Origin of the sequence: Sphingomonas sp. 2SG (assembly GCF_005503285.1) — a bacterium.
GTDB classification, from domain to species: Bacteria; Pseudomonadota; Alphaproteobacteria; order Sphingomonadales; family Sphingomonadaceae; genus Sphingomonas; species Sphingomonas taxi.
Genome location: NZ_SCMZ01000026.1, coordinates 38,091 through 58,879, shown reverse-complemented (window position 1 = coordinate 58,879; position 20,789 = coordinate 38,091). Strand labels below are relative to the sequence as shown.

Here is a 20,789-nt window from a genome sequence, read left to right as displayed (position 1 = left end):
GGGTCGGCCGCCGACCTGCCGCTGCTGCCGCTCGCCGTCGCCGCGGCGAAGCAGGACGTCGCCGGCGCGACCGCGGCGACCGATGCGCTCGCCGCGACGCCGCTGGCGGTGCTGGTGCCGTCGCTGCGCGCGTGGATCGCGTTCGCGCAGGGGAACGATCCCGCGCCGCAGATCGCCAAAGCGGGCAAGGACCCGGTCAGCCAGCGGCTGACCGCCGAGACCGCGGCGCTGCTCCAGATCGCCCGCGGCGATACCGCACGGGGGCTGGCCACCATCCAGGCGCTGCGCGAGACGGGGTCGCCGGTCGACCTGCGCCTGTCCGCCGGCCAGTTGCTGTTCGGTCGCGGCGAGACCGATCGGGCGCGCGCGCTGCTCGCCGGCGGCGATCCGGGGTTCGCGGCGGTGCGGGCCGGCGACGCCGCGCAGCCGACGCTGGGGTTCGGCGTGTCGCGGTTGCTCGGGCGGATCGCCGGCGACCTCGCCGATCAGGACGCCACCGACCTGTCGATCGCGCTCGCGCGCACCGCGGTGATCGCTTATCCCGCCAACGACCGCGCCCGGCTGCTGCTCGCCGCCGCGCTCGCCAAGGACAAAGCGATCCCGCGCGCGCTGGCGACGCTCGACGGCATCGCGCCCGCCAGTCCCTATGCGGCGACCGCCGGCGCGACGCGGATCAGCATCCTGACCACCGCCGGCCGCCCCGCCGACGCGCTGGCGCTCGCCCGCAGCGGTGCCGAGCGGGCAGGGGCGGGCGAGAGCGACTGGCAGACCTATGCCGACCAGCTCAGCGCGATGAACCGTCATCGCGAGGCGGCGGACTGGTATCGCCGCGTCGTTGACGCCGATCCGACCGCGTGGAGCGCATGGCTGCAATATGGCGGCGCGCTCGAACAGGCGGGCGACTGGCCGGCGGGGCGCGTCGCCCTGCAGAAAGCGGTGGCGATCGCGCCGCGCGAGCCGCTCGCGCTCAACTATCTCGGCTATGCGCAGGCGGAGCGGCGGGTCGACGTGCCGCAGTCGATCGCGATGCTCGAACGCGCGCATGCGTTGAAGCCCGACGATGCCTCGATCGCCGATTCGCTCGGCTGGGCCTATTTCATCGGTGGCGACGTCACGCGCGCGCAGCCGCTGATCGAAAGCGCCGCCGCGGGCGATCCGGTCAACGCCGAGATCGGCGAGCATCTCGGCGACCTCTATTGGACCCGCGGCCGCCGCTACGAGGCGCGCTACGCTTGGCGCGCCGCGGCGCTGACCGCGTCGGCCGACGATGCGACGCGGCTCGCCGCCAAGGCGGTGCAGGGGCTGCCGCGCAAATGATCGTCGAGCCGGCGCCTGCCAAGATCAACCTCGCGCTCCACGTCCGTCGTCGTCGTTCCGACGGCTATCACGAGCTGGAGACGCTGTTCGTCTTCGCCGCCGATGGCGATAGCGTGACGGTGGTGCCCGACGCGACCGACCGGTTCGCGATCACCGGGCCGTTCGCCGCCGCGCTCGCCGGTGCTGCGGAGGCGGACAATCTGGTGATCCGCGCCGCGCACGCCTTTCGCGCGGCCTTCGATATCGCGCAGCCGCATGCGATCACGCTCGACAAGCATCTGCCGATCGCCTCGGGAATCGGCGGCGGATCGACCGATGCGGCGGCGACGCTGCGGGCGCTCGCCGGGCTGCACGGCATTGCGCCCGACGACCCGCGGCTGTTCGTCATCGCCGAGGCGCTTGGTGCCGACGTCCCCGCCTGCCTGCTCGGCCGCGCGACGCTCGGCACGGGGAAGGGCGAGGCGTTGCTGCCGGTCGACGGGCTGGCGGGCATGCCGCTGCTGCTGGTCAATCCCGGCGTCGCGGTGAGCACCGCGGCGGTGTTCGCGAGATGGGATGGCGTGGACCGCGGCGGCATCGCCGCCGACGGCGATCTGCTCGCGCGTGCGCTGGTCGGGCGCAACGACCTGCAGGCGCCGGCGGTGGCGATCGCGCCGGCGATCGCCGCGGTGCTGACGCTGCTCGACGCGGCGGCGGGTGTGCGTCTGGCGCGGATGTCGGGCAGCGGTGCGACCTGTTTCGCGCTGTTCGAGTCGGTCGCGGCACGCGACGCCGCGGCGGCGCGCGCAGGCGCCGAGGGGTGGTGGACGCTGGCGACGACGCTGACCTGAGCCCGTTCTTCGCGGACGCCTTGCCTGCGCTGAATGGCGAAACACCCACAATCCTGCCGCGGCTTAGCGTTCCCCTCTTGTTCCAAGAGAACAAACGCCGTACATAGCGAAACAGACGCGTTGCCCCGGTGGCGCGCTTGCTCTAGCGAGGAACCTCCCGATGGCCGCCAATCTGAAAGTGATCGACACCGGCATGGCAACCGCATCCACCGACCGGCAGAAGGCGCTCGACGCCGCGCTGGCCCAGATCGACCGCGCCTTCGGCAAGGGCTCGGCAATGAAGCTCGGCGCGAAACAGTCGATGGAGGTCGAGACGATCTCCACCGGTTCGCTCGGTCTCGATATCGCGCTCGGCGTCGGCGGCCTGCCGCGCGGCCGCGTGATCGAGGTCTATGGCCCCGAATCGTCGGGCAAGACGACGCTCGCGCTGCACGTCATCGCCGAGGCGCAGAAGGGCGGCGGCACCGCCGCCTTCGTCGACGCCGAACATGCGCTCGATCCCGTCTATGCCAAGAAGCTCGGCGTCAACATCGACGAGCTGATCGTGTCGCAGCCTGACACCGGCGAACAGGCGCTCGAGATCGTCGACACGCTCGTCCGCTCGAACGCGATCGACGTGCTGGTGGTCGATTCGGTCGCCGCGCTCGTGCCGCGTGCGGAAATCGAGGGCGAGATGGGCGACAGCCACGTCGGCCTGCAGGCGCGTCTGATGTCGCAGTCGCTGCGCAAGCTGACCGGTTCGATCAGCCGCTCGCGCTGCATGGTGATCTTCATCAACCAGCTGCGCATGAAGATCGGCGTGATGTACGGCAATCCGGAGACGACGACGGGCGGCAACGCGCTGAAATTCTACGCCTCGGTCCGTCTCGACATCCGCCGCACCGGCGCGATCAAGGACAAGGAAGAGGTCACCGGCAACGCCACCCGCGTCAAGGTCGTCAAGAACAAGGTCGCGCCGCCGTTCAAGCAGGTCGAATTCGACATCATGTACGGCGAGGGCATCTCCAAGATCGGCGAGATCCTCGATCTCGGCGTCAAGGCCGGGCTGGTCGAGAAATCGGGTGCGTGGTTCAGCTACGACAGCGTCCGCATCGGCCAGGGCCGCGAGAATTCGAAGACCTATTTGCGCGAGCATCCCGAAATGGCCGACCGCCTCGAAAAGGCGATCCGTCAGCGCACCGAAAAGGTCGCCGAGGAGATGATGGCCGGACCGGAAGCCGACGACGACATCTGATGCCGGCGCATCGATAAGCACGAAACGAGAGGCTCGCCGGCAACGGCGGGCCTCTTTTGCTTGGCGAAGGACGCCACCCCTCTCCGGAGACTGCCGATGACCACCCATATCGACTGGATCGGCCGCGTCGGCACCGTCTGGGCGGAGGAATGGCGCCGGACCGAGCGCGCCTTCGCCGATCTCGCTCCACGGCTCGACGCCGCGATCCTCGCCGCCGCGCCGGCCGGCGCGATCAATGCGCTCGACATCGGCTGCGGCGCCGGTGCCACCGCCGCCGCGCTCGCCGCGGCACGCCGCGACGCGCGAGTCACCGGGGCCGATCTGTCACCCGACCTCGTCGCCGTCGCCGAGGCGCACCATGCGCGCGCCAACCTCAGCTTCCGCACCGCCGACGCATTGGTCGCCGCTGCCGGGCTCGCGCCGCTCGACCTGATCGTTTCGCGCCACGGCGTCATGTTCTTCGCCGATCCCGTCGCCGCCTTCACCCGTCTTGCTGCCGCGACCCGGCCCGGTGGCCGCTTGGTGTTCAGCTGCTTCGCCGCCGTCGCCGACAATCCCTGGGCGACGCTGATCACCCCCGCGCCGCAACGCTCGGCCAGCTACGTGCCCGGCCCCTTCGCCTTCGCCGATCCGGAGGCGGGCGCTGCGGTCCTCGCCGCCGCCGGCTGGGCCGACGCGACCGCCGTTCTCACCCGCTTCAGCTATCGCGTCGGCGCGGGGGAGGAGGCGGTAGAGGAGGCTGTCGCCTTCCTCACCCGCATCGGACCTGCCGCCTCCCGGCTCCGCGATGCCGCCGCGGAAGACCGGCCGGCGCTTCTCGCCCGCCTGCGCGCGGCGCTGACGGCGCAACGAAATGGCCCTGTCGTGGATTTCCCTGCGGCGGCCTGGCTATGGACCGCCCGCGCGACAGGGGAGACCGTATGATCATCGTCCACCATCTCGAGAACAGCCGCTCGCAGCGGATTTTGTGGATGCTCGAGGAATTGGGCCTCGATTATCAGATCAAGCGGTATCAGCGCGATCCCAAGACGATGCTGGCGCCGCCCGAGCTGAAGCGCGTCCACCCGCTCGGCAAGTCGCCGGTGATCGAGGATCTCGACGCCAATGGCGGCCGGGTGATCGCGGAGACCGGTGCGATCGTCGAATATCTCGTCGAGAAGGCGGACGGCCGGCTCGGGCCGCCGGCGCATCGCGAATCGGTGCTGCGCTACCGCTTCTGGCTCCATTATGCCGAGGGCTCGATGATGCCGCCGCTGCTGCTCAAGCTGGTGCTCGGGCGCATCCCGCTGATGGGCAAGGCGGCGGTCAAGCGCATCCAACCGATGATCGACGTCCATCTCGACTATGTCGAAGCGGAGCTCGCGCAACGCCCGTGGTTCGCCGGCGACGTGATGACCGCCGCCGACATCATGATGAGCTTCCCACTCGAAGCGGCGCGCAGCCGCGCCGGCCTCGATGCCTCGCGCCCGGCGACGATCGCCTGGCTCGAAAAGGTCCATGCGCTGCCGGCCTATCAGGCGGCGCTGGAGAAGGGCGGCCGCTACGCCTACGCCTGATGGCGGCTAGTGCCGGAAGCTGGTCGCCGCCGGTGCCGCCGGCCCATCGGCCACCGCGGGGTCGATCGTCGCGGGCTCGCGCGGATCGAACCCGCCCTCCCATTTCGCCACCACCGACGCCGCGACCGCATTGCCGATCACGTTGGTCGCGGTGCGCCCCATGTCGAGGAAATGATCGATCGCGAGGATCAGCAGCAGGCCCGCTTCCGGGATCTTGAACACCGGCAGCACCGCCGCGATCACGACGAGGCTGGCGCGCGGCACGCCGGCGATGCCCTTGGACGAGATCATCAGGAACAGGAGCATCGCGATCTGCGTGCCGAGCGGCAGGTCGATGCCATAGGCCTGGGCGATGAACAGCGACGCGAAGGTCATGTAGATCATCGAGCCGTCGAGGTTGAACGAATAGCCGAGCGGCAGCACGAAGCTGGCGATGCGCGGCGGCACCCCGAACTTGTCGAGCGCCTCCAGCATGCGCGGATAGGCGGCTTCCGACGAGGCGGTGGTGAAGGCGACGAGCAGCGGCTCGCGGACGTAGCGGATCAGATCGCGGATGCGCGGCCCGATGAACAGGAAGCCGATGCCGAGCAGGATCGCCCACAGGCACAGCAAGGCGAGATAGAAGCTGCCCATGAAGAAGGCGAGCTGGCCGATCACCCCGGCGCCGCGCTCGGTCAGCGTCGCCGCCACCGCGCAGAACACCGCGAGCGGCGCGACGCGCATGACGTAATCGGTGATCCGCAGCATCACCGCGACCAGCCCGTCGATCGCCCGGGTCAGCGGCGCGGCGCGCTCGCCGACCGCGGTGATCGCGACGCCGACGAAGATCGAGAAGACGACGATCTGCAGGATTTCGTTGGTCGCCATCGCCTCGACCATCGAGGCGGGGACGATATGGGTGATGAATTTGTCTAGGCTGAACGCGGCGGTGGCGATGCCGGCATCGGCGTCGACCGGCGGCAGCGGCAGGTTGATGCCGACCCCCGGCTGGATCAGATTGACCAGGATCAGCCCGAGCCCGAGCGACAGCAGGCTGGCCGAGACGAACCAGCCGATCGCCTTGGCACCGACCCGGCCAAGCGCCGACGTATCGCCCATCTGGGTGATGCCGCTGACCAGCGTGGCGAAGACGAGCGGCGCGATGATCATCTTGATGAGCCGCAGGAAGACGGTGGTGCCGATCGCGAAATAACCGGCGATGCCCTTCAGCCGCGCCGCCGCCGCGGCCGAACCGTCGTCGAGCCAGCCGTTGATCGCCAGTCCCACCACGATACCGAGCAACAGGCCGATCACGATAAACAAGGTCAGCCGTTTGGCCATGCACGAAACTCCAGGATTTGCCTCTAGGGAAGGGGATTGCGGCCGCCGGGTCAAGCGCCGTATCGCTGCATCATGGTCTTCAGCCCCTCGCGCCGTTCGCTCCTCGCCGCCGCCGCGGCGGTGCCGCTCCTGTCGTCGGGGCTGCTCCGCGCCGCCGAACCCGATCTGTCCGCGTTGCGCGACATCACGACGGGCGCGGTGCCGATCGGCCGCGACGAGCGCGCCCGCCGGCTGGCGCGGGCACAGGCGCTGATGGCGGCGAGCGGACTTGGCGCGGTGCTGATCGAGCCGGGCTCGTCGATGCTCTATTTTACCGGCGTGCGCTGGGGGCGCAGCGAACGGCCGACGCTGGCGATCCTGCCGCGCGAGGGCGAACCGCTGATCGTCACGCCCTTCTTCGAGGAGCCGTCGGTCCGCCAGACGCTCAGCGTCCCCGCCGCGGTGCGCGTCTGGCAGGAGGACGGCAACGCGCTGGCCGTCGTCGCCGGCTGGCTGAAGGAGCGCGGGCTCGACCGGCTGCCGATCGGCATCGAGGAGACGACGCGCGTCTTCATCCCGGCCGACCTCGCCCGTTTCGCCCCCGATGCACGACAGGTGAGCGCCAATCCGGTGGTGCGCGGCTGCCGGATGATCAAGACGCCCGCCGAACTCGCCTTGATGCAGTGCGCGACCGAGGTGACGCTCGCCGCCTATCGCTGGCTGGCGCCGCGGGTCGAGGCGGGGATGACCGGCAGCCAGATCGGCGCGTTGATGACCGCCGCGACCACCCGGCTCGGCGGCGATCCCGAATTCGCGCTGGCGCTGATCGGTCCCGCCGCCGCGCTGCCGCACGGCAGCCGCGAGGTGCATCGCATCGCCGCGGGAGAGATCCTGCTGATGGATTGCGGCTGCACCGTGCAGGGCTATCAATCCGATATCTCGCGGACCTGGGTGCCGCAGGGCAGCGCCACCGTCGCGCAGCGCAAGGTCTGGGATCAGGCGGCGCGCGGCCAGCAGGTCGCGCTCGCCGCGGCGCGGATCGGCGTCACCGCCGGTAGCGTCGACGATGCGGTGCGGCGCTATTACACCGGGCTCGGCTACGGCCCCGACTATAAGCTGCCCGGCCTGTCGCACCGTACCGGCCACGGCATCGGCATGGACGGCCACGAACCCGTCAACCTCGTTCGCGGCGAGACGACGCGGCTGGCCGCCGGCATGTGCTTCTCGAACGAGCCCGGCATCTACCTGCCCGGCCAGTTTGGCGTCCGGCTGGAGGATTGCTTCCACATGACCGCCGAGGGGCCGCGCTGGTTCAGCACGCCGCCCAAGTCGATCGATCGGCCTTTCGGATGAAGGACCAGCATATGCGGCTTTCCTGCGCTTACGCCCTTGCTCTGCTGTCGCTTGCAGGACCCGCGGTCGCGGCGCAGCCGCCGGGCTTGCCGAAGCGGGTCGGGACATGCGTGTTCAGCACGGTGCGCAACGTGTCCGCGCGGCTGGAGGATGGGTCGGGCCGGCCGGTGCCCGAGAGCGGTACGAGCATATCCCTTGCCAATGGCCTGTACGGTGTCTCCTACAGCCGCGTCGCGGCGGCACAGAATGCGCGGCGGGGGGATCGCGTGCTCGCCTGTCTCGTCAGCATTCCACGGCATTGCCCGCCCGGCGACGATCGCGGCCGGATCTATACGACGACCAACCTGCGCACGATGGAATCGTGGACGCTGCCCGACTCGCAGCACATGTGTGGTGGCGCGTAACGACGCTTGAGGGCGGGCCGTCTCTCGCCTAAGTCGCTTGGTCTATGACCTCGACCAACGACATCCGCCGCGGCTTCCTCGACTATTTCGCGAGCGCGGGCCATGCCATCGTGCCCTCCGCGCCGCTGGTGCCGCAGAACGACCCGACGCTGATGTTCGTCAACGCCGGGATGGTGCCGTTCAAGAACGTCTTCACCGGCCTCGAAAGCCGGCCCTACACCACCGCGACCAGCAGCCAGAAGTCGGTGCGCGCCGGCGGCAAGCACAACGATCTCGACAATGTCGGCTATACCGCGCGGCATCACACCTTCTTCGAGATGCTCGGCAATTTCTCGTTCGGCGATTATTTCAAGGAACAGGCGATCCACCACGCCTGGACGCTGCTGACGAGCGTCTGGGGTATTCCGGCCGAGAAGCTGACCGCCACCGTCTATCATACCGACGACGAGGCGTTCGGCCTGTGGACCAAATATCTGCCCGAAGAGCGGATCATCCGTATCGCCACCAAGGACAATTTCTGGGCGATGGGCGACAGCGGTCCGTGCGGCCCCTGTTCCGAGATCTTCTACGACCATGGCGACCATATTCCCGGTGGCCCTCCCGGTAGCCCGGACGAGGATGGCGACCGGTTCGTCGAGATCTGGAACCTCGTCTTCATGCAATATGAGCAGGAGGCCAATGAGATCGTCGGCGAACTGCCCAAGAAGTCGATCGACACCGGCATGGGGCTGGAGCGGATCGCCGCGGTGCTGCAGGGCGTCCACGACAATTACGATACCGACACGTTCAAGGCGCTGATCGCCGCCTCGACCTCGCTGACCGGCACCGATGCCGAGGGGCCGCGGCGGGCGTCGCATCGCGTCATCGCCGATCATCTGCGCTCGTCGGGCTTCCTCGTCGCCGACGGCGTGCTGCCTGCGAACGAGGGCCGGGGCTATGTGCTGCGGCGGATCATGCGGCGCGCGATGCGCCACGCGCATCTGCTCGGTGCCAAGGAGCCGTTGATGCATCGGCTGGTGCCGGCGCTGGTCGCCGAGATGGGCGCCGCCTATCCCGAGCTGGTCCGCGCGCAGCCGCTGATCGAGGCGACGTTGCGCCAGGAAGAGACGCAGTTCCGCAAGACGCTCGACAAGGGGCTGAAGCTGCTCGACGAGGCGACCGTCGACATGGCTGAGGGCGCGACGCTCGCCGGCGAGACCGCGTTCCGCCTCTACGACACCTTCGGCTTCCCCTACGACCTCACCGAGGATGCGCTGCGCGAGCGTGGGCTGACCGTCGATCGGGCGGGCTTCGACGCGGCGATGGCCGAGCAGAAGCGTGCGGCCCGCGCGGCATGGAAGGGCTCGGGAGCCAAGGCGTCGGACGATCTGTGGTTCGACATCGCCGAGGAGACCGGCTCGACCGAATTCATCGGCTATAGCGCCGACGTCGGCGAGGGCGAGGTGGTCGCGCTGGTCAGGGACGGTGCACGCGTCGATCAGGCGGCGGCGGGCGACACCGTCGCGGTGATCGTCAACCAGACGCCCTTTTATGGCGAGAGCGGCGGGCAGGTCGGCGACAGCGGCACGATCACGACCGACGGCGGCCTGAGGGCCGTGGTGACCGAGACTTCGAAGCAATTGGGCCGCGTCTTCGTCCATCATGCGGTCATCGAGGGCGGTGCGATCAAGGTCGGCGATGCCGTCCGTCTCCAGATCGACGTCGCGCGTCGCGCGCAGATCCGCGCCAACCATTCGGCGACGCATCTGCTGCACGAGGCGCTGCGCCAGCGGCTCGGCACGCATGTCGCGCAAAAGGGCTCGCTGGTCGCGCCCGAGCGGCTGCGCTTCGACGTCTCGCACCCGGTGGCGATGACGGCGGAGGAACTCGCCGACGCCGAGATCGCGGTCAACGCGCAGATCCGCGGCAACGGCAGCGTGACGACGCGGCTGATGACCCCCGACGAGGCGATCGCCGAGGGCGCGATGGCGCTGTTCGGCGAGAAATACGGCGACGAGGTCCGCGTCGTATCGATGGGCACCGAGGATGGCGGCAAGACCTATTCGGTCGAGCTGTGCGGCGGCACCCACGTCAATGCGCTCGGTGACATCGGCCTGTTCAAGGTGATCGGGGAGGGCGCGGTGTCGTCGGGCGTGCGGCGCGTCGAGGCGCTGACCGGCGAGGCGGCGCGCGCCTATCTCAACGGTCGCGACGAGCGGCTGCGCGAGGCGGCGAGCGCACTCAAGACGACGCCCGACGAGGTGCCGGCGCGGGTGATCGCGCTGCTCGACGAGCGGCGGCGGCTGGAGCGGGAACTCGCCGAGGCGAAGAAGGCGCTGGCAATGGGCGGTGGCGCCGGTGGTGCGGCCGCGGGACCGGAGCAGGTCGGCGGTGTCGCGTTCATCGGTCAGGTGCTCGACGGCTTCGAGGCGAAGGGGCTGCGTGGCGCGGTCGACGATGCCAAGCAGCGCCTGGGCGGCGCGGGCGTCGCGGTGATGGTCGCGGTCAACGACGGTCGCGCCTCGATCGCGGTTGGGGTGAGCGACGATCTGGTCGGCCGGGTCAATGCGGTCGACCTGCTGCGCCGCGGGGTCGCGGTGCTCGGCGGGCAGGGCGGCGGCGGCCGGCCCGACATGGCGCAGGGTGGCGGCCCCGACGGGGCGAAGGCCGCGGAAGCGGTCGAGGCAATCCGCGCGGCGCTGACCGAGCAGGCGGTCGCGGCCTGAAGATCGTCAGTTGGTGATGCGGCGGTGAGCGTGACGGTGCCGACGAGGCTCGACGTTCAAGCCTGAAGAAAGTCCTCCCCCTGGCGGGGGAGGACTTTGCCTGAATATTGATCCGGTCAATTCGTTTAGGTCGAAACGGGGAGGGCGGACCCTCCCCGATCCGTTACTTCGCCGCGCCGGTGGTGGCCGCCGCAAGCTGGTCGGCGGTGATGCCGGCGACGATCTTGCCGCTCGCATCGGCGCTGAAGCCGGCGATCGGCAGCTTCACGTCGCCCTTGGCGGTGGTCAGCGTGACGAATTGCGCGTCGGCCGCCTTGATCGTGCCGAGCGTCGCGCCGTTGAGGCCGGTCACCGACGTGCCGGGGGTCAGCTTGGACTTCATCGCCGCCTGCGCCTGTGCCTGCGAGCTCGCGACCGCGGCGTCGAGATCGGCCTTGGTCATCGCCATCGCGAAGCCCTTGTCGGTCTTGCCGATCGACGCGGGGGGGACGGGCACCTGCGCGGTGCCGGTGTTGAGGATCACCGCCTGCGGGGTGATGCTGGCGACGGTGCCGAGCGCCACGCCCGCACTGTCATAGATCGTCGCGCCGACGGTGGGCGCGGTGGCGGTGGCGGAACCGGTGGCGGTCGCCGCAGCGCCGGGGGCAGGCTGGGCTTGCTGTGCCAGAGCCGCGGCGGGCACCATCATCAGGCTGCCGATCGTCAGGGCCAGGGTACGCATTGGAATTCTCCCATCTTGGTCGTTGTGACGGGGTAACGATGGTGTTCCAAATGCGGTTCCGCCCGCCTTTCTCGGCGAGCGGAGCCTGAACCGGGATCAGCCGGCGATCGGCAATCGGACCGTCCCGTCCGCGGCACGCTCCAGCGGACCGTAAGCGATGACGGTTTCGAGCAGCAGCGGCTCGTAGAGATGCGGGAAAAGCTGGCCGCCGCGCGATTTCTCCCACTTCAGCGTGTCGCCGAAGCTGCCGAGGTCGATTGCGACGACGTGCAGGTCGCTCTGCCCGGCGAAATGCTTGTCAACCGTCTCGGTGAGCTGTGCCGCCGTCGACATATGGATGTAGCCGTCGGACAGGTCGACGGGCGCCCCGGCGAACTGCCGGTCCCGCTCCAGCACCGCCATCTGCTCGGCGGTCAGCACTTTATAGGCGGTGGTGGGACGCTCGCTCATGCCTCATCCCCGCTCTCGCCGTCGTCGCCGTCGTCGACCTGCTCGTCCATCGTCTGCGGGCCGGTGCCGTCGTCGACCACCAGATCGTCCCCGCCCGGCAGCGCCGGGGTGCTGCCCAATTCCTCGGCGATCACCGCCTCGGCCTCGTTCTCGGGCTCTTCCTCCTCGTCGATCCGCGCGGCCGAGACGACATGTTCGTCCTTGGCGACGCTGAACAGCGTCACGCCCTGCGTGTTGCGGCCGGTGACGCGGACGTCGCCGACCGACATGCGGATCAGCTTGGCCTGATCGGTGACCAGCATCAGTTGCTCGCCCGAATGCGCCGGGAAGCTCGCCACCACCGGCCCGTTGCGGCCGGCGGAGACGATGTTGGTGATGCCCTGGCCGCCGCGGTTGGTGCGGCGATATTCATAGGCCGAGGTGCGCTTGCCATAGCCGTTCTGGGTGACGGTGAGGATGAACTCCTCCGCGGCCTCGAACTCGGCCATCCGCTCGGGCGGCAGCGCCGCCTCGCGCTCGCCTTCCTTCCAGGCCGCGGCTTTCAGATATTGCTCGCGCTCTTCGGTGGTGGCGTGGAAGCCGCGCAGGATCGAGAGCGAGATCACCTCGTCGCCCTCGCCGAGGCTGACGCCGCGTACGCCGGTCGAGGTGCGGCTCTGGAATTCGCGCACGTCGGTGGCGGCGAAGCGGATCGCCTTGCCGTTGCGCGTGGCGAGCAGCACGTCGTCACTCTCGGTCAGCACCGCGACCCCGATCAATTTGTCGTCCGACCCTTCGTCGAAGCGCATCGCCAACTTGCCGTTCGACGGGATGTTGGCGAAGGCGTCCATCGCGTTGCGGCGGACGGTGCCGTTGGCGGTGGCGAACATGACGTGCAGGTCGCCCCAGCGCGTCTCGTCCTCGGGCAGCGGCAGGACGGTAGAGATCGTCTCGCCCGGCGCCAGCGGCAGCAGGTTGATCATCGGCCGGCCGCGCGTCGCCGGCCCGCCCTCGGGCAGGCGCCAGACCTTCTTGCGATAGACCTTGCCGAGGTTGGAGAAGAACAGCACCGGCGTGTGCGTCGAGGTGACGAACAGGCTGGTGATCGCATCCTCTTCCTTGGTCGCCATGCCGGCGCGCCCCTTGCCGCCACGCTTCTGCGCGCGGAAGGCGTCGAGCGGCGTGCGCTTGATATAGCCCTGCACCGTGACGGTGACGACCATGTCCTCGCGCTCGATCAGATCCTCGTCGTCGATGCCGTCGGCGGCAGCGGCGATCTCGGTCCGGCGCGGCGTCGCGAAGATCGAGCGGACGTCGACCAGCTCCTCGCGCATCACCTCGTAGAGGCGCTTGCGATTGCCGAGGATCTCGAGCAGCGCGGCGATCGAATCGGCGAGGCCCTTGAGCTCGTCGCCGATCTCGTCCCGACCCAAAGCGGTGAGGCGATGCAGGCGCAGATCGAGGATCGCGCGGACCTGCACGTCGGACAGGCGGTAGCTCTCGCCGACCTGGATGCCCTCGACCGCCTCGACCAGGCTGAGATAGGGGGCGATCTCGGCGACCGGCCATTCGCGCGCCAGCAGCGCGGCGCGCGCCTCCGCCGGGCTAGAAGAGCCGCGGATGATCCGCACCACCTCGTCGAGGTTGGTGACCGCGATCACCAGCCCGAGCAGGATATGCGCCCGGTCGCGCGCCTTGTTGAGCTCGAACTTGGAGCGGCGGGTGATGACCTGTTCGCGGAACTGGACGAAGGCCTGGATGATGTCCTTGAGGTTCAGCGTCTCCGGCCGGCCGCCGCGGATCGCGAGCATGTTGGCGGGGAAGGACCCCTGCGCCGGCGTGTGCCGCCAGAGCTGGTTGAGCACCACGTCCGGCGTCGCGTCGCGCTTGAGGTCGATGACGATGCGCACGCCCTCGCGGTTCGATTCGTCGCGGATGTCGCTGACGCCCTCGATGCGCTTGTCCTTGGCGGCCTCGGCGATCTTCTCGACCAGCGCGTTCTTGCCCTGCTGGAAGGGGATGGCGGTGAGCACGATCGAGCGCCGGTCGCCACGGCTCTCCTCGACGATATGGCGCGAGCGGACGATGATCGAGCCGCGGCCGGTATGATAGGCGGAGCGCGCGCCCGCCTTGCCGAGGATGATCGCACCGGTCGGGAAGTCGGGGCCGGGGACGATCTCGATCAGCTCGTCGATCGAGATCGTGCCGCCGGCCATCGTCGCATCGATATAGGCGATGCAGGCGTCGACCACCTCGCCGAGATTGTGCGGCGGGATGTTGGTCGCCATGCCGACCGCGATGCCGCCGGCGCCGTTGACGAGCAGATTGGGGAAACGCGCCGGCAACACCTGCGGCTCGCGCTCGCTGGCGTCGTAATTGGGCTGGAAATCGACGGTATCCTTGTCGAGATCCTCCATCAGATAATTGGCGGCGCGGGCGAGGCGCGCCTCGGTGTAGCGCATCGCGGCGGGCGGATCGGGATCCATCGAGCCGAAATTGCCCTGGCCGTCGATCAGCGGCAGGCGCATCGCCCAATCCTGCGTCATCCGCGCCAAGGCGTCGTAGATCGAGGTGTCGCCGTGCGGGTGGTATTTACCGATCACGTCGCCGACGATGCGCGCCGACTTGCGGTACGGACGGTTGAACAGGAAGCCGTTTTCCTGCGCCGAGAACAGGATGCGGCGATGGACCGGCTTCAGCCCGTCGCGCACGTCGGGCAGCGCGCGCGCCACGATGACGCTCATCGCATAGTCGAGGTAGCTCGACTTCATCTCGTCGACGATGGAAATCGTCGAAATGTCGGAGGGTTCGGCGAGGGTGGTCTCGTCGGCCAAGGCTATACGCTTTCGGATTGTTACAGAAGTGTGCCGATCTTGTAGGACCACCCGGACCGAAAGTCACGCGCGCACGCACATACGCGTGCGCGCGGGATACAGGAGTGGCGACGCTTATTTCTTGCAGGCGGTCTTGGTCGCGTTGCCGGCCTTGCTGCAATCGTAGGTGACGGTCTTGCCGGTGCTGGTCTTGGTCGTCACCATCCGGCCCTTGGCGGCGGAGGTGGTGCGCGTCGTCGTCTTGGCCGTCGCGGTGGGGCGGCCGACGGCGGGCTTGGTGGTGGTCGTCGTGCGGCTGGTCGCCACCGTCCTTGCGGTGGTCTTCGGCGTGGCGGCCTGCGTGGCGAGGGCCGCCGAGCCGCAGCACAGCGACGCGACGGCCAGCATGGCGAAGGGCAGGGACTTGGTCATGGCATCATCTCCAGCGGCGGACGCGTGGATCGCGTCGTCCTGCCGGCAAGGATGCGCGCGCCGGGCTGACGCGTAAATGGCTGAAACATGACGATTCTGTCATGTTCGGGGGGCGGTCTGCCCTGAGCGGTCGCCTTCCGGCGGGGGCAGGGCATCCGCTCGCCAAGCCCATCCCGTCACCCCGGACTGGTTCCGGGGTCCACTCCGCGGCAAGGCGCGGGGCTCGAGGGGTATCGCACTCCTGCGGCCCGGTGGACCCCGGAACCAGTCCGGGGTGACGTATTTCATGGTGGAGCGGATCGAGCCTCATGAATTGGAAGCGCGGCAGCGAAGCCGGGCTTCGCATCCAGCCGCGACCTAAGGCGCGACTTCCTTGCCCTCGAAGTCGAACAGCTTGCCGCTGTCGGTTACGGTCAGGCCGTCGATCACGTCGAGCAATTGCGACGCCGCGCGATCCGGCGTGAACAGCGTGCCCGGCCGCACATTGCCCTGGAACGGCTTCGACAGCGCGGTGTCGACCGTGCCCGGATGCAGCCCGACGACGATCGAGCGATCGTTGCGGCGCTTTTCCTCGATGCTCAACGTCCTAACCAATTGATTGAGCGCGGCCTTCGCCATTCGATAGCCGTACCAGCCGCCGAGCCGGTTGTCGGAGATGCTGCCGATCCGCGCCGAGAGGACGGCGAACACCGTCCGCCCCTGTTTGGGCATCAGCGGCAGCAGATGCTTGGCGACCAAGGCCGGCCCGACCGCATTGACGCGCAGCACCTGTTCGAGCCACGCCGGATCGAATTCGCGATAGCTTTTTTCCGGGCCGCGCTCCGCATCGTGCAGCAGGCCGGTGGCGAGGATGACGAGCGACGGCGCCGGCCCGGTGGCGATCCGCGCCGCGGCGGCGGCGATGCTCGCCTCGTCGGTGATATCGATCGGCGCGGCGCCCGAGCGCGACAGCGCGTGGATGCGGGCGTAGGCCGCTTCCTCGACCAGCGCCTCGTGCAGCGCGGCACCGATCCCGCCGGATGCGCCGATGACGACCGCGGCGCTCAACGCGAGAACCGCCATTGATCGTCGCTGCTCGCCGCGGCGTCGAACGCATAGCCGTCGCTGTCGAACCCACGCATCGCATCGATCTCGGTGATACGATGCTCGACCATCCAGCGCGCCATCATCCCGCGCGCCTTCTTGGCGTGGAAGCTGACGAAGCGGTCGCCGTCGCGGAAATCGATCGCCACCACGCGGACGTCGGCAGGCAGGTGGCCCGCGACCCCCGCCCAATATTCCTGGCTGGCGAGGTTGAGGACGACCCGCTCGCCATCGGCGGCGACATCCTCGGCCAGCGCCTTGCCGATGCGGTCGCCCCACCAGTCGGTCAGCTTCTTGTGCCGTGGCGCCCAGCGCGTACCCATCTCCAGCCGGTAGGGGCGCATCAGGTCGAGCGGGCGCAGCATGCCGTACAGGCCCGAGAGCAGTCGCAGATGATCCTGTGCGAAGGGGAGCGCCTCCTCCTCCAGCGTCTTGACGTCGAAGCCGGTGTAGACGTCACCGTCGAACGCGAAGATCGCCGGCCGTTCGGGCGCGTCCGCAAAGTTGCGGAAGCGGTCGGCGTTGAGCTTGGCCAGCGCCGGCGAGATGTGCATCAGCTCCGACAGCTTCTTCTGCGTCAGGTGCGATGCGGCGGCGGCGAGCGTCTGCGCCTCCTTGGCGAAACGCGGCCGGGTCGGCGCGAGATCGGGGATGGGCGACTCATAGTCGAGCGTCTTGGCGGGGGAGAGGACGGCGATCATCGTGCCCGCCGGTAGCCGCCCCGCGGCGGCCGTTCAATCGCCGTTCAGTGCGGATGCCGCAACCGGGACGGGCATGGCATCGCTTGAACGGCTTGCGACGGACCGTTACAGCCCCGCAGACGTTAGCGGCAGCGATGCCTCACTATCTGGAGAGAGAGTTAGCATGAAGACCCTTTCGAAGCTCGCGCTGGCCGCGGTGCTGGCCACCGGTGTGAGCGGTCTGGCGATCGTCGCCCCCGCGGCCGCCAAGGACAAGAAGGAAGAGCAGGCGGCTCCTGGCTTCAAGCTCAGCAAGCCGGTGCAGGCGATCGCCTTCCAGGCGCAGGAAGCCGTCAAGGCCCGCAATCCCGCCACCGCCGAGCCGCTCGTCGCGCAGGTCGAGGCCGCGGCCACCACCGACGACGACAAATATATCGCCGCCGCGCTCCGTTACGATCTGGAGAACACCAAGCTCGTCATCGCGCAGGAGGCCAATCCCAAGGCGCCGCTCGACGAGACCGTGCTCGCCAAGCCGCTCGACGCGCTGATCGCCGCCAAGAACACGCCGGCCGCCGACCGCGGCAAATATCTGTTCCGTCGTGGCCAGCTCGCCTACAACAGCGGTCAGTATCCGGTGGCGACCCAGTATTTCACCCAGGCGAAGGCGGCCGGCTACAACAGCCCCGATTTCGATCTGCAGCTCGCCAAGGTGAAGGTGCAGGCCGGTGACACCGCCGGTGGCCTCGCCGATCTCGACCGGTTCATCACCGCGCAGAAGGCGGCGGGCCAGACCGTGCCGGAGGCCTATTACCGCTTCGGCATCGCCACCGCGAACAACAAGAAGATGGCGCCGGAAACGCTCGCCTGGATGCAGAAGTACGTCGCGGCCTATCCGAATGCCCGGGTGTGGCGTGACGTCATCCTGCAATATGCCTTCGCGCAGAACAGCCTCGCCGCGCCGGACAAGGCGCAGACGGTCGATCTGTATCGCCTGCTGCGTACCGCCGGTGCGATGCCGGACCAGGCGATGTACGAGGATTATGCCAAGAACGTCTACGACCGCGGCAATCCCTATGAGGCGGCGGCGGTGCTGAAGGAAGGCATGGCCTCGGGCAAGATCCCGGCGACCAGCGCCTTCTCGAAGAGCCTGCTGACCGCGGCGAACACCGCGATCAAGGCGGACGGATCGCTGGCGAGCAGCGAGAAGACCGCGATGGCATCGAAGGACGGCAAGATCGCCGCGTCGACCGCCGACGCCTATCTCGGCCAGAACAACTATGCCAAGGCGATCGAATTGTATCGTGCGGCGCTGAGCAAGGGCGGGGTCGACGCCAATGAGGTGAACACCCGCCTCGGCATCGCGCTCGCCAAGTCGGGCGACAAGGCCGGTGCGCAGGCGGCGTTCGGTGCGGTCACCGGCAATCCGCGCGCGGGCATCGCCGCGTTGTGGAATACCTGGACGCAGGTCGGCGCCACGCCGGCCACGCCCGCCACGCCGGCCTGATCGACCGGTAACGACGGGAAGGGGGGCGGTCCGGCGACGGGCCGCCCCCTTTCGTTTGTCGGCCGCCGTCGCGGGTCAGTCGATGACGACGGGGATGCCCGAGGTCGACTTGGCGGTGCGGATGGTGAGCGAGGTCTTGACGCTGGCGACGTTGGGCGCGGGCGTCAGATGCGTCGTCAGGATCTCCTGGAAGCTCTTGAGGTCGCTGGCGACGATCTTCAGGATGAAGTCGATTTCGCCGTTTAGCATGTGGCATTCGCGGATTTCCGGGATGTCCGCGACATGCGCCTCGAACGCGGCGAGGTCGTGCTCGGCCTGGCTGCGCAGCGACACCATCGCGAACACGGTGATCGGAAAACCGAGACTGGCGGGATCGAGATCGGCGTGATAGCCGCGGATCACCCCGGCCTCTTCCAGCGCGCGGACGCGGCGCAGGCAGGGTGGCGCGGTCAACCCGACGCGTTCGGCCAGTTCGACATTGGTCATCCGCCCATCCTGTTGCAGGTGGGCGAGAATCTGACGATCGATCCGATCGAAGGACATTGCGTATCAAACTCCATAAACAGGCCGGATGTAAACGGCGGCTCCCCCTAAGCATAAGAAAATTGCGGCGCAACGCAATTGTCCCACTATGCGACGTGTTGCCGGCGGGCGGCAAATCGGCAGTTCCTCTCGCGTGCCCCGATCGTTAAGGGATCAGCGCGCACATCGTTGAGGTGGGGCGGTCTCCAGGAGTTGGTGTGCGTTTCGACGATAGCCTGAAAACGGTGCTTTCGGCCGACATGGAGAGTGGGTTCGGCGCGCAATCGGCGTGGCGGCAGCTGACCGACCTGATGGGCCGCGGGCGCATCGCTGCGGATGCGGCGTCGCTGGACCGGCTGCGCGGGCTGCGACCGGCGGTGCCGCTGGCGATTCGAGCGGCGAGTGCGCGGGCGTTGGCCTTCGCCCGCCCGCCCGCGGCGCTGATCGGCTTCTTCGCCGAGGATTCGATCGAGGTCGCCGCGCCGTTGCTGCGCACCGCACAACTGGCGGATACGGACTGGCTGGCGCTGCTGCCCCGGCTCGATGCACACGGCCGCGCCCTCCTGCGCCATCGCCGCGATCTCCCGGGCTCGGTCGAGCGCGGGCTCGCCAGTTTCGGCCCGGCGGATTTCGTGCTGCGTTACGACGCGCCGGCCGCCGCCAACGATCTGGCAGAGCCGACGCCGCCGGCGGACATCGCCCCCGTCCCGCATCTCCACCCGGTCGCGCCGCCGCCGCCCGAGCCCGATGCCGAGGGTGGGTTCCAGATCGCCGATCTCGTCGCGCGGATCGACGCGTTCCAGAAGCAGCGCGATCCCAACGAGCCGATCGCTGCCGCCGCGAGCGAGCCGCCGAGCTATTTCCACTTCGACACCGATCACCTCGGCATCATTCGCGCGGTGGACGGGGTGGCGCGGGGGGCGCTGATCGGTGCCTCGCTCGCAATCGGCATGCCGCAGGGGGAAGTCCGCGTCGATGCGGTGATCACCGGGGCATTGCGCCAGCGCCAGCGCTTCGCCGGCGCGCGGCTCGATGTCGGCGGCCATTCCGATGCGGCGGGGGCATGGCGGGTCGCGGGCACGCCGCAGTTCGATGCCGAGAGCGGCCGCTTCACCGGCTATGTCGCGATCGCCCGCCGGCCGCGCGCCGACGAGGAGGCAAGCCTCACCCCGCGCAAGATGGTGTCCGATTCGCTGCGCCAATTGGTGCACGAGCTGCGCACGCCGACCAACGCGATCGCCGGGTTCGCCGAGCTGATCGAGGCGCAACTGCTCGGCCCGGTCGCCCCGGTCTATCGCGAGCATGCGGTGACCATCCGCCAGCAGGCGGCGAGCCTGCTCGGCGCGATCGAGGATCTCGACACCGCCGCGCGGATCGAGGGCAAGGCGCTCGAGCTGCGGCCCGGCCCGGTCGTGCTCGAACCGCTGCTCGAACGGATCGCGCAGGATCTCGCGCCGCTGGCGGCGCTGCGCGGTACCGCGCTCGACATCCATCCGATGGGCGACCATGCCGCGCTGAGCGACGATCGCGCGCTGGAGCGGCTGCTGTCGCGGCTGTTGGCGGCACTGACCGCGGCGGCGGTGGCGGGCGAGCGGATCGACATCGCCGAGGCACCGGCGCCGGACGGACAGGTGGCGATCTGCTTCGCCCGGCCGCTGGCGCTGTCCGCGGACGGCGAGGAGGCGTTGTTGAGCCTCGACGGCGAGGCGGCGGGGCCGACCGATGCGGAGGGCGCGCCGCTGCTCGGCACCGGCTTCGCGCTGCGGCTGGCGCGCAACCTGGCGGTCGAGCTGGGCGGCGAGCTGGTGTTCGGCGAGGATCTCCTGACGCTGCGATTGCCCGCGGCGGTCGACGAGACGGTGGCGCAGGCGACGCGTTGATCGGGCGAGGCGGCGCCGTTTCGCCGT

The 20,789-nt window shown here is 69.1% G+C and carries 18 protein-coding genes; 10 read left to right on the top strand and 8 right to left on the bottom strand.

Annotated elements, in window-relative coordinates; translation table 11 throughout:
• The 5 genes from FFS23_RS12130 to FFS23_RS12110 all read left to right on the top strand — a co-directional run.
• On the top strand, positions 1–1,317 hold a 1,317-nt coding region (locus FFS23_RS12130), incomplete at its 5' end, for a tetratricopeptide repeat protein (protein WP_137898786.1).
• Positions 1,314–2,147, top strand: coding sequence for a 4-(cytidine 5'-diphospho)-2-C-methyl-D-erythritol kinase (locus FFS23_RS12125; RefSeq protein WP_137898785.1), 834 nt, complete (start codon positions 1,314–1,316; stop codon positions 2,145–2,147). The genes FFS23_RS12130 and FFS23_RS12125, both read left to right, overlap by 4 nt.
• A gap of 160 nt (positions 2,148–2,307) precedes the next feature.
• On the top strand, positions 2,308–3,381 hold the full coding sequence (recA, locus tag FFS23_RS12120) for a recombinase RecA (protein WP_038658396.1): 1,074 nt from the start codon (positions 2,308–2,310) through the stop codon (positions 3,379–3,381).
• A 96-nt stretch (positions 3,382–3,477) separates the two neighbouring features.
• Positions 3,478–4,305, top strand: coding sequence for a class I SAM-dependent methyltransferase (locus FFS23_RS12115; RefSeq protein ID WP_137898784.1), 828 nt, complete (start codon positions 3,478–3,480; stop codon positions 4,303–4,305).
• Positions 4,302–4,937, top strand: coding sequence for a glutathione S-transferase family protein (locus FFS23_RS12110; RefSeq protein WP_038658401.1), 636 nt, complete (start codon positions 4,302–4,304; stop codon positions 4,935–4,937). Before FFS23_RS12115 ends, FFS23_RS12110 begins: the two co-directional genes overlap by 4 nt.
• Positions 4,938–4,943: 6 nt before the next feature.
• On the opposite strand, the gene FFS23_RS12105 is transcribed toward FFS23_RS12110, so the two are convergent.
• Entirely contained in the window at positions 4,944–6,257 is a 1,314-nt protein-coding gene (locus tag FFS23_RS12105) for a dicarboxylate/amino acid:cation symporter (RefSeq protein ID WP_137898783.1), read from the bottom strand.
• A gap of 72 nt (positions 6,258–6,329) precedes the next feature.
• Here FFS23_RS12105 and FFS23_RS12100 point away from each other — a divergent pair, with 72 nt between their 5' ends.
• From FFS23_RS12100 to alaS, 3 genes are read left to right on the top strand one after another with little or no spacing between them, the layout of a single operon-like run.
• A complete protein-coding gene (locus tag FFS23_RS12100) occupies positions 6,330–7,589 on the top strand; it encodes a M24 family metallopeptidase (RefSeq protein ID WP_137898782.1) in 1,260 nt (419 codons plus the stop codon).
• A gap of 11 nt (positions 7,590–7,600) precedes the next feature.
• On the top strand, positions 7,601–7,993 hold the full coding sequence (locus tag FFS23_RS12095; protein ID WP_038666114.1) for a hypothetical protein: 393 nt from the start codon (positions 7,601–7,603) through the stop codon (positions 7,991–7,993).
• Between the two features lie 44 nt (positions 7,994–8,037).
• Positions 8,038–10,698 carry an alanine--tRNA ligase gene (gene alaS, locus FFS23_RS12090; RefSeq protein ID WP_137898780.1) on the top strand — a complete coding sequence of 887 codons (2,661 nt, stop codon included), beginning with the start codon at positions 8,038–8,040 and terminating at the stop codon, positions 10,696–10,698.
• Positions 10,699–10,861: 163 nt separating this feature from the next.
• On the opposite strand, the gene FFS23_RS12085 is transcribed toward alaS, so the two are convergent.
• From FFS23_RS12085 to yaaA, 6 genes are all read right to left on the bottom strand, one after another.
• Positions 10,862–11,419, bottom strand: a complete 558-nt coding sequence (locus tag FFS23_RS12085) for a hypothetical protein (RefSeq protein WP_137898779.1) — start codon at positions 11,417–11,419, stop codon at positions 10,862–10,864.
• Between the two features lie 96 nt (positions 11,420–11,515).
• A complete protein-coding gene (locus FFS23_RS12080) occupies positions 11,516–11,869 on the bottom strand; it encodes a DUF952 domain-containing protein (protein WP_137898778.1) in 354 nt (117 codons plus the stop codon).
• The gene (gene gyrA / locus FFS23_RS12075) at positions 11,866–14,682 is read right to left on the bottom strand and encodes a DNA gyrase subunit A (protein WP_137898777.1); all 2,817 of its coding nucleotides are present in this window, start codon (positions 14,680–14,682) and stop codon (positions 11,866–11,868) included. Before gyrA ends, FFS23_RS12080 begins: the two co-directional genes overlap by 4 nt.
• A gap of 114 nt (positions 14,683–14,796) precedes the next feature.
• On the bottom strand, positions 14,797–15,093 hold the full coding sequence (locus tag FFS23_RS12070) for a hypothetical protein (RefSeq protein WP_038658422.1): 297 nt from the start codon (positions 15,091–15,093) through the stop codon (positions 14,797–14,799).
• A 357-nt stretch (positions 15,094–15,450) separates the two neighbouring features.
• A complete protein-coding gene (locus FFS23_RS12065) occupies positions 15,451–16,155 on the bottom strand; it encodes an SDR family NAD(P)-dependent oxidoreductase (RefSeq protein ID WP_038658426.1) in 705 nt (234 codons plus the stop codon).
• The gene (gene yaaA, locus FFS23_RS12060) at positions 16,137–16,877 is read right to left on the bottom strand and encodes a peroxide stress protein YaaA (protein ID WP_137898776.1); all 741 of its coding nucleotides are present in this window, start codon (positions 16,875–16,877) and stop codon (positions 16,137–16,139) included. The genes FFS23_RS12065 and yaaA overlap by 19 nt, the downstream gene beginning before the upstream one ends.
• A 163-nt stretch (positions 16,878–17,040) precedes the next feature.
• Between yaaA and FFS23_RS12055 the strand changes: the two genes are divergently transcribed.
• Positions 17,041–18,360, top strand: a complete 1,320-nt coding sequence (locus FFS23_RS12055; protein WP_038658433.1) for an outer membrane protein assembly factor BamD — start codon at positions 17,041–17,043, stop codon at positions 18,358–18,360.
• Positions 18,361–18,435: 75 nt separating this feature from the next.
• On the opposite strand, the gene FFS23_RS12050 is transcribed toward FFS23_RS12055, so the two are convergent.
• A complete protein-coding gene (locus FFS23_RS12050) occupies positions 18,436–18,903 on the bottom strand; it encodes an Lrp/AsnC family transcriptional regulator (RefSeq protein WP_038658436.1) in 468 nt (155 codons plus the stop codon).
• A gap of 197 nt (positions 18,904–19,100) precedes the next feature.
• Here FFS23_RS12050 and FFS23_RS12045 point away from each other — a divergent pair, with 197 nt between their 5' ends.
• Entirely contained in the window at positions 19,101–20,762 is a 1,662-nt protein-coding gene (locus FFS23_RS12045) for a sensor histidine kinase (RefSeq protein ID WP_349303960.1), read from the top strand.
• Positions 20,763–20,789: the final 27 nt, after the last annotated feature.